A 13,944-nucleotide genomic window follows, 5' to 3' on the forward strand; every position below is an offset into this window, starting at 1 on the left:
GAACCCGGAAGCTAAGCCTCACAGCGCCGATGGTACTGCAGGGGGGACCCTGTGGGAGAGTAGGACGCCGCCGAACTAAATTTAGAGAAAAGCCCGGACAGGAAACCGTCCGGGCTTTTCTGTGTTTGGGCCCAGGAATTGCCTCGATCACGAGATCCCGGTGTCGGGATCGGTCACTCGTCGCGCGGTTTGCCGAACTCTTCGATCAGCACGGCGTACTGCTCCCCGCCGTGTCCGGCGGCGACCGCCCGGTCGGCCATCGCCTTGATCAACTTCGGCAGCTCGGCATTGACACCCACCGCCTCGCTCTCCTCGATCAGGTGTGCCATAGACCGGACATGGGTCTCCAGGGACGCCACCTCGGCAGGGAAGGAGCTGCTGTCGATCTCTTCGGCATACCCCGGCAACCATGCGGCCACCCCGGTGGCCATCTGCTGCGCGAATGGCGCATACGTCACGGCGTCCACGCCTGCAGTCCTGAGCAGGGCTGTGCCCTGGAGCCAAGCGTTCAGGACGCTCCACATCATGGCCAGACCCGCCACGTCGAACAGGGACGCCAGCCCGTGATCCGCGCCGAGGTAGGTGACAGTGCCGAGCGCGTCGAGTGTTGTCTTGTGTGCCTCGAAGTCCGCCTGAGGCCCGCTGTGCAGAATCGCCGCGTCAGCGGTTCCGATCGCCGGCGGGACCGCCATGATGGCGCCGTCCAGGTAACGGGCGCCGCGCTGCTCGGCCCATTGGGCGGCCTCCCGGGCCTGGGCCGAGTCACCCGAGGTCAGGTTCACCAACGTCATGCCGTCCAGCTCGATGTCGTCCGCTCCGAGCAGACCGTGCATGGCCTGGTAGTCGGTGACGCAGACGATCGTCAGGGAACCCGCCTTGAGCGCGTCGCCCACCGTTGGCGCCAGCAGGGCACCCTCGGCCACCAACTGGTCGGCCTTGGAGGCCGTACGGTTCCACACGGTGGTGGGATGCCCGGCTCTGAGGAACGCGCCGGCGAGTGCCTGGCCCATTCGTCCGAGGCCGATGACGGTCACAGGTGTTTCGGTTGTGTTGTTCATGGCAGCATCGTCAACGTTGATACCGGTATGAAGGTCAAGCGAGGTTTCGATGCGGATCGGGGAACTGGGGCGCCGGACTGGCGTCAACGCCCATCAGTTGCGCTACTACGAGGCCCAGGGCCTGCTGGAGGCGGACCGCGGCACGAACGGCTACCGCGAATTCGACGAGAGCGCCGTGCTGCGGGTCAGACAGATCCGACATTTACTTGGTGCCGGTTTGTCCTCAGAGGACATCGCATACGTGCTGCCCTGTGCGGTCGGAGAGGCCCCGCAGCTGCCCGGGTGTCCCGAGTTGGTCGCTGCGATGCGGTCACGGCTGCAGCGACTGGACGAGCAGATGAACAACCTTGTCCAATCCCGCGACGCTCTTGCCAAGTACATCGATGCGGCTGAGCGAATGGGCAGTGAGAGCTATCCGCCCTTTGATGATGCCGACCTGGAGCCCGTCCCCACCTGAGCCGTCGACAAGCCCCGTCGTCCCAGGCCGGGAGCACTCTCCACTCAGTTGCTCAGTTAGGCCCGGGTCGTTCCCGCCGTCGCTTCCTGGATTTCCGGCTGTTCCAGACGCTGTGCTGTGCGCTGAGCAGTGGAGCGCGCCCAGCGGCCGCTTGTCAGGATGCCGACGAGGAGAACAGCGACACCGCAGCCCACGATGATCCACCACGCGGGGCGGCTCGCGCCGACGAACGTGGTTGCGTATGAGGATGTGCTGACACCCGACGCGAGGACCGCGCCGATGACGGCGACGCCCAGGGTTCCGCCGATCTGCCGGCTCGTGGAGGCGACCGCGGCGGCGACGCCGGCCTGGGCGCGCGGCATACCGGAGACGGCCGTGTTGGTGATGGGGGCGTTGACGAAGCCGAAGCCGAGGCCGAACAGGATGTAGCCGATGAGCAGGGTCGTGTTCGACGTCTCCGCGTCGAGCGCGGCGAACAGGACGCCGCTCGCCGTCATCGTGACGCCTGCGACGAGCAGGGAGATCCTCGGTCCGCGGCTGCCGACGATGCGTCCGGACAGCGGCGCGCACAGCAGGGTCATCGCGGCCATCGGCAGCATCCACAGGCCGGCGTCCAGGGCTCTGAGTCCGCGTACGTTCTGCAGATACAGCGTCGACAGGAACAGGAAACCGCTCAGGGCGGCGAACGCGCTGACCGCTATCACCGTGGCGCCGCTGAACGGGGCCGAGCGGAAGAACCGCAGGTCGATGAGGGGTTCAGCGCGGCGAGGCTCGTAAGCGAGGAGTCCGGCGAGAGCCGCGAGTGTGATGGCCGCGCACACGATGATCGTGGGGGACTTCCAGCCCTTGTCGGGTGCTTCGATGATCGCGTAGGTGAGGGAGCCGAGCAGGGCGATGACGAGGAGCTGGCCGATGGGGTCGGGGCGGCGCGGCTTGGGGGCGCGGGACTCGGGGACGTAGCGGATGGTCAGGAGGAGGGCGGCGAGGCCCACCGGGACGTTGATCCAGAATATGGAGCGCCAGCCGACCGAGTCGACGAGCAGGCCGCCGACCAGCGGGCCCGCGGCCATGGAGATGCCGACGACACCGCCCCAGACGCCGATCGCCCGCGCGCGCTCGCGCGGCTCGGTGAACGTGTTCGTGATGATCGACATGGCGACAGGATTGAGCATCGAACCGCCCACCGCCTGGACCATGCGGAACGCGATCAGGGATTCCAGGTTCGGCGCGACGGAACAGAGGACCGAGCCGAGCGTGAAGATCACGAGCCCGAGCTTGAAGACCCTGCGGCGCCCGACCCGGTCGGCCGTCGAGCCCGCGAGCATCAGCAGCGAGGCGAGGACCAGGGTGTACGCGTCGATCGTCCACTGCATACCGGAGACGCTCGCGCCGAAGTCCTTCTGCACGCTCGGCAGCGCGATGTTCAGGACGGTGTTGTCGAGGCTCACGAGCAGCAGGCTCATGCAGCAGATCGCGAGGACGAGCAATCGCCGGCGCTGGGTCAGTGGAGAGGCCATGTATCCGACGGTAGACGGAGTGGGGGACGGAGCGCCTGGCAGGTGAGGGACAATGGATAGCTGTTCCTGTCCGCCGCCGTACGTTTCCGGAGACCCCGCCCGATGTCCCAGCAGCTCACCATCGGTCCGCACCTCGTGCAGCCCCCCGTGGTCCTCGCGCCCATGGCGGGTATCACGAACGCGCCGTTCCGCACCCTGTGCCGGGAGTACTCCGGCGGCAAGGGCCTGTTCGTGAGCGAGATGATCACGACGCGGGCGCTGGTCGAGCGCAACGAGAAGACCATGCAGCTCATCCGGTTCGACGAGAGCGAGAAGCCCCGGTCGATCCAGCTGTACGGCGTCGATCCGGCGACCGTCGGCAAGGCCGTCCGGATGATCGCCGAAGAGGATCTCGCAGACCACATCGACCTGAACTTCGGCTGCCCGGTCCCCAAGGTGACGCGCAAGGGCGGCGGCTCCGCGCTCCCGTACAAGCGGAATCTGCTGCGGGCCATCCTGAAGGAGGCCGTCAGCGGGGCCGGGGACCTGCCGGTCACGATGAAGATGCGCAAGGGCATCAACGACGACCACATCACGTTCCTCGACGCCGGCCGGATCGCCGTCGAGGAGGGCGTCACCGCGATCGCCCTGCACGGACGCACCGCGGCTCAGCACTACGGCGGCACGGCCGACTGGGACGCCATCGCGCGCCTCAAGGAGCACGTCCCGGAGATCCCCGTCCTCGGCAACGGCGACATCTGGTGCGCCGACGACGCCGTACGGATGATGCGCGAGACCGGCTGTGACGGTGTCGTCGTGGGCCGTGGCTGCCTGGGGCGGCCGTGGCTGTTCGGGGACCTCGTCGCCGCGTTCGAGGGGACGGGCAAGCCCGCCGCGCCCGACATGCGCCAGGTCGCCGACGCGATGGTGCGGCACGCCGCGCTCCTCGGGGAGTGGATCGGCGACGAGGCACGGGGTGTCATCGACTTCCGCAAGCACGTGGCCTGGTACCTGAAGGGCTTCTCTGTCGGGTCCGAGATGCGTAAGCGGCTCGCTGTGACGTCGTCGCTCGACGAGCTGCGGGCGGGGCTCGACGAGCTGGACCTCGACCAGGCGTGGCCGGTCGGCGCGGACGGCCCGCGCGGGCGGACCTCCGGCAACAACCGCGTCGTCCTCCCGGACGGCTGGCTGAAGGACCCCTACGACAACGCGGGCGTCAGCGAGGACGCTGAGCTGGACACGTCCGGAGGCTGATCAGGCTCCGGGTGCACCAGGCCTCAGGGCTCCGCGTGCAGCAGATCCAGGGTCAGGGCCGCGCTCCACGAGAAGGCGCGGGCGCCCCGGCCCTGTCCCGTGTACGGGTCCACGTACTCGGCGAAGTCCGTTTCGAGGGCCGTGTCCAGCATCGCCGTACGCAGACGGTCGGCCTCTGTCTGCTCGCCGTGCAGCCGTAGCCCGCGTTCGACCAGCCAGTTCGTGTTGAACCAGGCCGGGCCGCGCCAGTAGCGGTGCGGGTCGAAGGACGGGCCTGTGAGGTCGTAACTCGGGACGAGTCGCACCGTCGGCGAGCCGAGGCCGAAGCGGGGGCCGCGGGCCGTGCTCAGAAGAGCGGTGGTCACGTGGTGGGGGAGCGTCGGCAGGATCAGCGGGATCAGGCCGGTGACGCCGTACTCGGGGATCAGGCTTCCGGGGCCGGGCGCCCGTAGGTCACGGCAGAAGAACATGCCCGTCGTCGGGTCCCACAGGCGGTCCACGAGTGCTGCCGTGAGGCGTTCCGCGCGGGCGTGGCGGGCTGTGGTGGGGGCGCCCAGTTCGGTGGCGATGTGCGCGAGGGCGTGTTCCGAGGCGATCAGGAGGGCGTTGAAGGACGGGTCCTCGACGGCGAACCCGTCGTCTCCGGGCAGATGGTCCGCGTACCGGTTGTCCCGGTAGTCCGTCGCCAGGCGTACGTAGCGGCCGTAGTCGAGGTGGGTGGGGCGGTCGGCGGGGGCTCCGTGGTCCAGGTCGGCGCGGCGGAAGGCGCTCGCGGGGGCCGGGGTGATCCGGCTCAGCGGGGCGTCCCAGCAGGGGCTGTTGTCCATGCCCTGCTCCCAGGGGTGGATGACGGCGGCGAGTCCTCCGCCGCCCAGGTCCCTACGGTGCAGCAGGTAGCGGTGCCAGGCCGCGAGGCGCGGGTAGAGCCGCGAGAGGAACGCGCGGGACCGCGAAAGGCCCGGGTCGGCGCGGTGTACGAGCCATGCGGCCAGGGCGTGCACCGGCGGCTGCACGATGCCGGAGGTCTGCACCGTGTGCGGCGCCCCCGCGGCCCGCCCGGCCGTCGTGGAGCGCCAGAAGTCGGGGCTGGGGAAGTACGCGTCGCGGGGGACCGAGGGGTTGAACACGATGTGCGGCACCCGGCCGTCGCCCCATTGGGCGGCGAACAGGGTCTCCAGCTCCAGTTGGGCGCGCAGCGGCGACACATGGCGCAGCCCGACGGCGATGAATGCGGAGTCCCACGACCACTGGTGCGGGTAGAGGGTGCGGGAGGGGACGGTGGACGCGCCGGTCCAGTTGGTGTCCAGGACCGCTGTGGCGCGCTCACGGAGTACGTGGCGACCCGAGGAAGGGGCGCCTGCGTCGGACGAGCGGCGAGCGTCCGCACCGGTCGCCCGGGTCGTGCGGTCCACAGGAACTCCCACGGTCGGTCGGCCTCGTGGTGCCGAGCATAGGGTCCCGCTCACACGCGCCGGCCGGGCGAGGCCGTGCGGGTCAGCTCACGCGCGCGGGCCGGGCATCGCCGTACGGCGCAGCTCACCCGCACCCGGCCGCGCGACGCCGCACGAGTCAGCTCACCCCACCCACCAAGCGACGCCGCACGAGTCAGCTCACCCCACCCGCCAAGCGACGCCGCACGAGTCAGTTCGTACGCGGCTCACACCTCGCTCATCGCGGCGCGGTGGCTCCTGATGTCGAAGACGGCCAGCTCAGGTTCGGCGCCGACCTCGCGGAACAGCCGGGGTGCCGCCGGGCCCTCCGGGGCTGAGCGCACGGCGTCCAGGGCCGCGCGGTCCCGCCACAGCGACTGGATCCGCCACCGCCCGTCCCGTCCCCTCAGCAGCTCCGTCCGTATCAGCCCGTCGGGCAGGGTGCGGGCGACGAGCTCGCCGTAGGCCGCGACGAGGTCGGCCTCGCGCTCGGGGGCGACGACCCCGCTGACCTCGCTCAATATCTGTCCGGTCATGACGCACACCTCCTGGTTCCACGCTACGCGGCGGGCCTCGGGGGCGCCCGGCACACAGAAGGCCGCCCCGCTCATATGTGCGCGCCACCGTACCCACGTAAGCGCGTGCTCCCCGCGGCCGCCAGAACGGCCCTCCACCGTCCGAATGCTGACATCCGGGTGTCCGAAACCAGCGTGATCCTCGCCACCCCTGATACCCCTTGCGCTCAGATGAGCGGTTTTTAGGCGGATGCACATCTCAAAGGCATGGCACTCAGTGCCACGCTCGATCATTTATGAGTTAAACTCAGGTGAGAAATGAGACTGCTCATGTGAGCGGAATCAGGGGTCTACGGGGGTTGTGGGTTCACGAAGTGAACGCAAACCTCAAGGCCCCGCTATCCATTAGTTACTTTCGATCTAGCGGCGGACGGGTGGTTACGGCCGCATGACGCGCAAGTGGACGTACCCAGATGCCTTCGATCTGGGTATGTTCCTGGCCGTCAGGGCACCCCACCGAGTCATCGAGGAGTCGAGACCCGTGTCGGAAAACAAGGAACCTCAGGTAGCGAAGTTCGTTTACGACTTCACCGAGGGCAACAAGGACCTCAAGGACCTCCTCGGCGGAAAGGGCGCGAACCTCGCCGAGATGACCAACCTCGGGCTCCCCGTCCCTCCGGGCTTCACCATCACCACCGAGGCCTGCAAGGTCTACCTCGACAGCGGCTCGGAGCCGGTGGCACTGCGTGACGAGGTGAGTGCACACCTCGACGCCCTCGAGCAGCAGATGGGCAAGAAGGTCGGCCAGGCCGACAACCCCCTGCTGGTGTCGGTCCGTTCGGGCGCGAAGTTCTCCATGCCCGGCATGATGGACACCGTCCTCAACATCGGACTCTCCGACAAGTCCGTGCAGGGTCTGGCCAAGCAGGCCGGCGACGAGCGCTTCGCCTGGGACTCGTACCGCCGCCTCATCCAGATGTTCGGCAAGACCGTCCTGGACGTCGACGGCGAGCTCTTCGAAGAGGAGCTGGACAAGGCCAAGCGCGCCAAGAAGGTCACGGTCGACACCGACCTGGACGCGGCCGACCTCAAGAAGCTCGTCACCAAGTTCAAGAAGATCGTCAAGGCCGAGGCCGGCCGCGACTTCCCGCAGGACCCGCGCGAGCAGCTCGACCTCGCCATCCACGCGGTCTTCGACTCCTGGAACACCGACCGCGCCAAGCTGTACCGCCGCCAGGAGCGCATCCCCGGCGACCTCGGCACCGCGGTCAACATCTGCTCCATGGTCTTCGGCAACCTCGGCCCCGACTCCGGCACCGGCGTCGCCTTCACCCGCGACCCCGCCTCCGGCCACCAGGGCGTCTACGGCGACTACCTGCAGAACGCGCAGGGCGAGGACGTCGTCGCCGGTATCCGCAACACCGTGCCGCTCGCCGAGCTCGAGTCGATCGACAAGAAGTCGTACGACCAGCTCATGGAGATCATGGAGACGCTGGAGACCCACTACAAGGATCTCTGCGACATCGAGTTCACGATCGAGCGCGGCCAGCTGTGGATGCTGCAGACCCGCGTCGGCAAGCGCACCGCCGGTGCCGCCTTCCGTATCGCGACGCAGCTCGTCGACCAGGGCCTCATCGACGAGGCCGAGGCGCTCCAGCGCGTCACGGGCGCCCAGCTCGCGCAGCTGATGTTCCCGCGCTTCGACGACAAGGCCAAGGTCGAGCTGCTCGGCCGCGGTATCGCCGCGTCGCCGGGTGCCGCCGTCGGCAAGGCCGTCTTCGACTCGTACACCGCCGTCAAGTGGTCGCGTTCGGGCGAGAAGGTCATCCTGATCCGCCGCGAGACCAACCCCGACGACCTCGACGGCATGATCGCCGCCGAGGGCATCCTGACCAGCCGTGGCGGCAAGACGTCCCACGCGGCCGTCGTCGCGCGCGGCATGGGCAAGACCTGTGTCTGTGGCGCCGAGGACCTCGAGGTCGACACCAAGCGCCGTCGTATGACGGTCGGCGGGACGGTCATCGAAGAGGGCGACGTCGTCTCCATCGACGGCTCCACCGGCAAGGTGTACCTCGGTGAGGTGCCCGTCGTCCCGTCCCCGGTCGTCGAGTACTTCGAGGGCCGGATGCACGCCGGTGCCGACGATGCCGACGAGCTCGTCGCCGCCGTGCACCGGATCATGGCGTACGCGGACCGGGTCCGCCGCCTGCGGGTGCGTGCCAACGCGGACAACGCCGAGGACGCGCTGCGCGCCCGTCGCTTCGGCGCCCAGGGCATCGGCCTGTGCCGCACCGAGCACATGTTCCTCGGTGAGCGCCGCGAGATGGTCGAGCACCTGATCCTCGCCGACACCGACGAGGAGCGCGAGAACGCCCTCAAGGAGCTGCTGCCGCTCCAGAAGAAGGACTTCGTCGAGCTGTTCGAGGCGATGGACGGGCTGCCGGTGACGGTGCGCCTGCTCGACCCGCCGCTGCACGAGTTCCTGCCCGACATCACCGAGCTGTCGGTGCGCGTCGCCCTCGCCGAGTCCCGCCAGGACGCCAACGAGAACGACCTGCGCCTGCTCCAGGCCGTGCACCGTCTGCACGAGCAGAACCCGATGCTGGGTCTGCGCGGTGTCCGTCTCGGTCTCGTGATCCCCGGTCTGTTCGCCATGCAGGTGCGGGCGATCGCCGAGGCCGCGGCCGAGCGCAAGAACGCCAAGGGCGACCCGCGCGCCGAGATCATGGTCCCGCTCGTCGGCACCGTCCAGGAGCTGGAGATCATCCGCGAGGAGGCGGACCGGATCATCGCCGAGGTGCAGCAGCAGACCGGCGTCGAGCTCAAGCTCGCCGTCGGCACGATGATCGAGCTGCCCCGCGCCGCCCTCACGGCCGACCAGATCGCCGAGGCCGCGGAGTTCTTCTCCTTCGGCACGAACGACCTGACGCAGACCGTCTGGGGCTTCTCCCGTGACGACGTGGAGGCCTCGTTCTTCACGGCGTACCTGGAGAAGGGCATCTTCGGGGTGTCGCCGTTCGAGACGATCGACAAGGACGGCGTCGGCAGCCTCGTGCGCAACGCCGTCGAGGCCGGCCGCAGGACGCGTCCCGACCTCAAGCTCGGTGTCTGCGGTGAGCACGGCGGTGACCCGGAGTCGGTCCACTTCTTCCACGAGGTCGGACTGGACTACGTCTCCTGCTCGCCGTTCCGCATCCCGGTCGCCCGCCTCGAGGCCGGCCGCGCCGCGTCCACCGCGGTGGGCAGCGACCACCGGTAAGCGCCGGTCCCGCCGGCACTGACCGGCGGAAAAACTCCGGAGCCGTCGCTTGGGTGCCCGACCCTCACGAAAGGCGGCGGCTCCGGTGCACCACAGAGAAAGGGCGGTACCCCTGTGCGGGGGTGCCGCCCTTTCGTGCGCCTGCGTTCGTGGGCCTGCGTTCGTGGGCCCGCTTTCGTGTGCCCCGCTTTCGTGTGCCCGCGGGAGTTGGTGGTTCCGTGATGTCCGTTCCCTTGTGAGGCCGGTGAGGCAAGTGGTGTAGTCCACTCCATGCCTACGAGTAACGGAACGACTCCACCCCGTCTGACACGCCGCTCGTTCGTCACCGCGCTCGCCGTCACCACGGCAGCCACCGCCCTGCCGGTCGGGCTCGGAGCCGGCGCCGCCCGAGCCGCCGACGGCAGCGCGGTCAACGAACGCCCCGTCGTCATCCCCGCCCTTCAGGACTGGACCGGGAGCACCGGCCGTCACCGCCTCGAACCCGGCGCCCCGGTGGTCTTCGAAGCGGCCAGACCTGATCAACTCCTGCCGCTCGCCCGCCAGTTCGCCGCCGAGATAGAAGAGGTCACCGGCATCAGACCCGGCGCCCCGCGTGCCGGCCGCGGAGTACGGGGCGGCCTGCACCTCGTCCTCGACCCGGCCGACCGGCACGCGCCCGGCGGCGACCGGTACGCCGAGGAGGGCTACACCCTCACCGTCACCGCGTCCGCCGTCACGGTCACCGCGCCCACCCGCACCGGCCTCTACTACGGCACCCGCTCCGTCCTCCAGATCCTGCTGCGCTCCGACGGCCGCCGCGAACTGCCCACCGGCACCGCGTACGACTGGCCCGACTACAAGCTGCGCGGCTTCATGCTGGACGTCGGCCGCCGCTACTTCACCCCCGGCTACGTCCGCGACCAGCTGCGCCTCATGGGCTGGTTCAAGCTCAACGACCTCCAGCTGCACCTCAACGACAACGAGATCAGCCCGGCCGGCGGCGACTGGTCCAAGGCCTACGACGCGTTCCGGCTGCGCAGCGACAAGCCCGAATGGGCCGGGCTCGCCGCGGCCGACGGTTCGTACTCGCGCGCCGACTGGGACTCCTTCGAGGACACCGCGGCCGCCCACGCCGTCCAGCTCACCCCCGAGATCGACGCGCCCGCGCACGCCCGCTCCTTCGTCCGCTTCCGCCCCGAACTCGGCCTCAAGGGCGGCAACTCCGACCACCTCGACCTGGCCAAGCCCGAGACGACCGACTTCATGAAGAAGGTCTTCGACGAGTTCGCGCCCTGGTTCCGCAGCCCCGAGATCCACTACGGCGCCGACGAGTACACCGGCCCCGAGTCGCAGTACCGCGGCTACTTCAACGCCATGGCCGCCCACCTCCGTACCCTCGGCAAGCACCCGCGCGCCTGGGGCAGCCTCACGCACATGGCACCCCTCGACACCTCCGGCTACGACCGGGACGTCACCATTCACAGCTGGAACAACGGCTGGTACGGGCCCAAGGCCGCCACCGCAGACGGCTACGAGATCGTCAACACGAACGACGGGCTGCTCTACGTCGTCCCGTTCGCTACCTACTACCACCCGAATGGCCTCGACGGCCCGTACCTCTACGAGAGCTGGGCACCGCACGTCTTTCCCGGCGGCCAGAGCCTGGAGCCGCACCACCCGAAGCTGCGCGGCGCCATGTCCGCCGTGTGGAACGACCTCGTGCACGCCACGTACACCCAGCAGGCCGTCCACGGGCTCGTCGAGAAGACGTTCGGCACGCTCGCGCAGAAGATGTGGAGCGGGTCCGGGGCAGGCCTGAGCTACCGCGACTTCACCGCCGAGCTGCGGCGCGGGATCGCCGGACCCGGGCTCACCACCGTCACCCCGACCCTCGCCGAGCCCGACCAGATCTCCTTCGACGCCCCCGCCACCGCCTCCTCCACGGCCGACGGGTCCCGGCCCGCGTACGCCACCGACGGCAGCCCCGTCACGCGGTGGACCAGCGAGCCGGAGCGGAAACCGTGGCTGGCCGTCGACCTCGGCGAGAGTCGCCCCATCGGGAGCGTGCGCGTCGAATGGGGGCAGGAGTACGCCACCGCGTACGCCGTCGAGGTCTCCGACGACGGTGACACCTGGCGCAGCGTCGCCGAGCGCACCGGCCGCGACCGGGCCGGCTGGGACGAACTCACCTTCCCCGCGACCACCGCGCGCCACGTGCGCGTGCGCGGCCAGGAACGCGGCGAGGTGCGTTACTCGGTATGGAGCCTCCAGGTGTACGACCTCCCCGACCTGGCCCTCGGCCGCCCCACCACCGCGTCCTCCGTCGAGACGTCCACGCTCACCGCGCCCAACGCCACCGACGGCGACCCCGCCACCCGCTGGGCGTCCCTCTACACGGACTCCCAGTGGATCGCCGTCGACCTGGAACAGACCCGTACCGTGCGGCGGATCGTCCTCGACTGGGAGACGGCCGCCGGACGGGACTACGACATCCAGGTCTCCGCCGACGCCACCGGCTCGGACTGGCGCACCGTCGCCGAGCGCCGCGGCCGCACCACGGCGGGCGTCGACGCGATCGACCTCGACGGCGGCGTCGAGGCACGGCGCGTACGGATGCTCGGGCTCAAGCGCCAGACGTCGTACGGGTACTCGCTCTACCGGTTCGAAGTGCGGGGCTGAGCGGGTGGGTACGGGGGTCCGGGGTACCGGGTCTACTGCTCGGTAAGTACAGTCGTGCACCCCCGTACCCCCTCTCCCCTGGAGCGCAGCCATGAGCGGCTGGAACGCCAGCGACATCCCCGACCAGAGCGGCCGCACCGCCGTGGTCACCGGCGCCAACAGCGGCATCGGCTACATCACGGCCCGCGAGCTGGCCCGCAAGGGCGCCCACGTCGTCCTCGCCTGCCGCAGCGAGGCGCGGGGCACGGCCGCAGTCGACCGGCTGCGCGCCGAAGTGCCGGGCGCCCAGGCCGAGTTCGCCGAGCTTGACCTGGGCGACCTGTCGTCGGTACGGAAGTTCGCCGGGGCGTACGGCAGCGGGGGCAAGCTCGATCTGCTGATCAACAACGCGGGCGTCATGGCCCTGCCCGAGGGGCGGACCGCCGACGGTTTCGAGACACAGTTCGGCGTCAACCACCTCGGACACTTCGCGCTCACCGGCCTGCTCCTACCGCGCCTCCTGGACACGCCGGGCGCCCGAATCGTCAGCGTCTCCAGCGGCTTCCACGCCCTTTCGAACATCGACATCACCGACCTCAACAGCGAGCACCGCTACCGGCGCTGGATCGCGTACGGCCGCTCCAAGACGGCGAACCTGCTGTTCGTCCACGAACTCGCGCGCAAGCTCGCGGCACGCGGCTCCGACGTCGTCGCGGCGGCCGCGCACCCCGGTTACGCGTCCACGAACCTCCAGACGGCGGGCGCGCGCATGGAGGGACGCAAGGCCGCCGAACGCGTCATGGAACTCGGCAACCGGATCTTCGCCCAGTCCGCCGAGGGCGGCGCCCTGCCCACGCTCTACGCGGCGACGGCGCCCGGAGTCGGGCCCGACTCGTTCACCGGCCCGTCCGTGATGATGATGCGCGGCGCCCCGGCCAAGTCCTGGCGCGCCCGCTGGACCCTGGACGACGCGTCGGGGGAGCGGCTGTGGGCGGCGTCGGAGCAGCTGACGGGGGTGACGTACTAGCGGGGGGCGTAGTAAAAGGGCCGGCCCCGGTGACGTACTTAAAGGGCCGGCCGGGGTGACGTACGGAAATGGCCGGCCCGGGTGACGTACGGAAATGGCCGGCCGGAGTCAGTCCAGCTCCGACGCCTCGAAGACCGCCCGGCTCGTGTCCCTGTCGATGCGGGCCGCCAGGCGGTCCACGGTGTCCGCGCCGCTGACCAGCAGGCCGGTCGCGCGGGCCCGGTGGGCGCCCGTCTCCAGGCGGTGCCACAGGACGGGGTTGTCGGAGAAGACCTTCGGGTCCACCTCCACGCGGCCGCCCAGCGCGTCCCGCAGGACGAGGCGCGGGGTCACGCCGTCGCTGCGGCGCACCGACGTCAGCAGGTCGGTGCACACGCGCCGGGTGCCCCACACCCCGCGTACGGCGAGCCAGCCGGGGCCCGCGCTGACCAGCGGCGGATGCAGCACGCACTGGAGCAGCGCGGCGAGCCCCGCCCACAGGGCGCCGCGCGCCGGGGTGAGCGTGCCGTTGGCGCCGTCGATCAGCAGGATCAGGCAGTACAGCGTGAGCGAGCAGAACACCGCCACCCGCAGATCGGCCGCCCACCGCCGGTCCCGCACCACCGCGTCGTGCGAGGCCGGAGCGGCAGCCGCCGGCCTCCCGGACCCCGCCCTCGTCTCACGTCCCATGCAGCGCACCGTAAGTCCGCCCACCGCCCCGGGTCAGCCCCCTTGACGTGTCGCTGATCCGGCGGGGCCACACGTTGACGCGACCCTGACGACGCGGGCCCGCACATGGCCGGGCACCTCCTGACCGCCCCGGCCGGCAGAT

At 69.9% G+C, this 13,944-nt stretch carries 10 protein-coding genes and 1 rRNA gene; 6 read left to right on the forward strand and 5 right to left on the reverse strand.

Annotated features, from left to right (window positions below; genetic code table 11):
- Positions 1-76, forward strand: a 5S ribosomal RNA gene (gene rrf / locus ABZ893_RS18925); the annotation flags it as partial.
- Positions 77-173: 97 nt separating this feature from the next.
- On the opposite strand, the gene ABZ893_RS18930 is transcribed toward rrf, so the two are convergent.
- Positions 174-1,058, reverse strand: a complete 885-nt coding sequence (locus tag ABZ893_RS18930; protein ID WP_361404634.1) for an NAD(P)-binding domain-containing protein — start codon at positions 1,056-1,058, stop codon at positions 174-176.
- Positions 1,059-1,107: 49 nt separating this feature from the next.
- On the opposite strand from ABZ893_RS18930, the gene ABZ893_RS18935 reads away from it, so the two are divergent.
- Positions 1,108-1,515: a MerR family transcriptional regulator gene (locus ABZ893_RS18935; RefSeq protein WP_361404637.1), complete on the forward strand. Its 408-nt coding sequence runs from the start codon at positions 1,108-1,110 to the stop codon at positions 1,513-1,515.
- Between the two features lie 56 nt (positions 1,516-1,571).
- Here ABZ893_RS18935 and ABZ893_RS18940 read toward each other — a convergent pair whose 3' ends face one another.
- Positions 1,572-3,032, reverse strand: a complete 1,461-nt coding sequence (locus ABZ893_RS18940; RefSeq protein WP_361404640.1) for an MFS transporter — start codon at positions 3,030-3,032, stop codon at positions 1,572-1,574.
- Positions 3,033-3,134: 102 nt separating this feature from the next.
- On the opposite strand from ABZ893_RS18940, the gene dusB reads away from it, so the two are divergent.
- Entirely contained in the window at positions 3,135-4,265 is a 1,131-nt protein-coding gene (gene dusB / locus ABZ893_RS18945) for a tRNA dihydrouridine synthase DusB (protein WP_361404643.1), read from the forward strand.
- A 23-nt stretch (positions 4,266-4,288) separates the two neighbouring features.
- Here dusB and ABZ893_RS18950 read toward each other — a convergent pair whose 3' ends face one another.
- On the reverse strand, positions 4,289-5,677 hold the full coding sequence (locus ABZ893_RS18950) for a hypothetical protein (protein WP_361404646.1): 1,389 nt from the start codon (positions 5,675-5,677) through the stop codon (positions 4,289-4,291).
- Between the two features lie 245 nt (positions 5,678-5,922).
- The gene (locus ABZ893_RS18955) at positions 5,923-6,231 is read right to left on the reverse strand and encodes an antibiotic biosynthesis monooxygenase (RefSeq protein WP_361404649.1); all 309 of its coding nucleotides are present in this window, start codon (positions 6,229-6,231) and stop codon (positions 5,923-5,925) included.
- Positions 6,232-6,751: 520 nt separating this feature from the next.
- Here ABZ893_RS18955 and ppdK point away from each other — a divergent pair.
- The 3 genes from ppdK (at position 6,752) to ABZ893_RS18970 (ending at position 13,133) form a co-directional block, all read left to right on the forward strand.
- Positions 6,752-9,469 carry a pyruvate, phosphate dikinase gene (ppdK, locus tag ABZ893_RS18960; RefSeq protein WP_361404652.1) on the forward strand — a complete coding sequence of 906 codons (2,718 nt, stop codon included), beginning with the start codon at positions 6,752-6,754 and terminating at the stop codon, positions 9,467-9,469.
- Between the two features lie 270 nt (positions 9,470-9,739).
- The gene (locus ABZ893_RS18965; protein WP_361404654.1) at positions 9,740-12,127 is read left to right on the forward strand and encodes a discoidin domain-containing protein; all 2,388 of its coding nucleotides are present in this window, start codon (positions 9,740-9,742) and stop codon (positions 12,125-12,127) included.
- A gap of 91 nt (positions 12,128-12,218) precedes the next feature.
- Positions 12,219-13,133 carry an oxidoreductase gene (locus ABZ893_RS18970; protein ID WP_361404657.1) on the forward strand — a complete coding sequence of 305 codons (915 nt, stop codon included), beginning with the start codon at positions 12,219-12,221 and terminating at the stop codon, positions 13,131-13,133.
- Positions 13,134-13,241: 108 nt separating this feature from the next.
- Here the strand turns inward: ABZ893_RS18970 and ABZ893_RS18975 are convergent, their stop codons facing one another.
- Positions 13,242-13,802: a hypothetical protein gene (locus ABZ893_RS18975; protein WP_361404660.1), complete on the reverse strand. Its 561-nt coding sequence runs from the start codon at positions 13,800-13,802 to the stop codon at positions 13,242-13,244.
- Between the last annotated feature and the right edge of the window lie 142 nt (positions 13,803-13,944).

The sequence above is a fragment of the Streptomyces sp. NPDC046821 genome (assembly GCF_040645335.1).
Classification (GTDB): Bacteria; Actinomycetota; Actinomycetes; order Streptomycetales; family Streptomycetaceae; genus Streptomyces.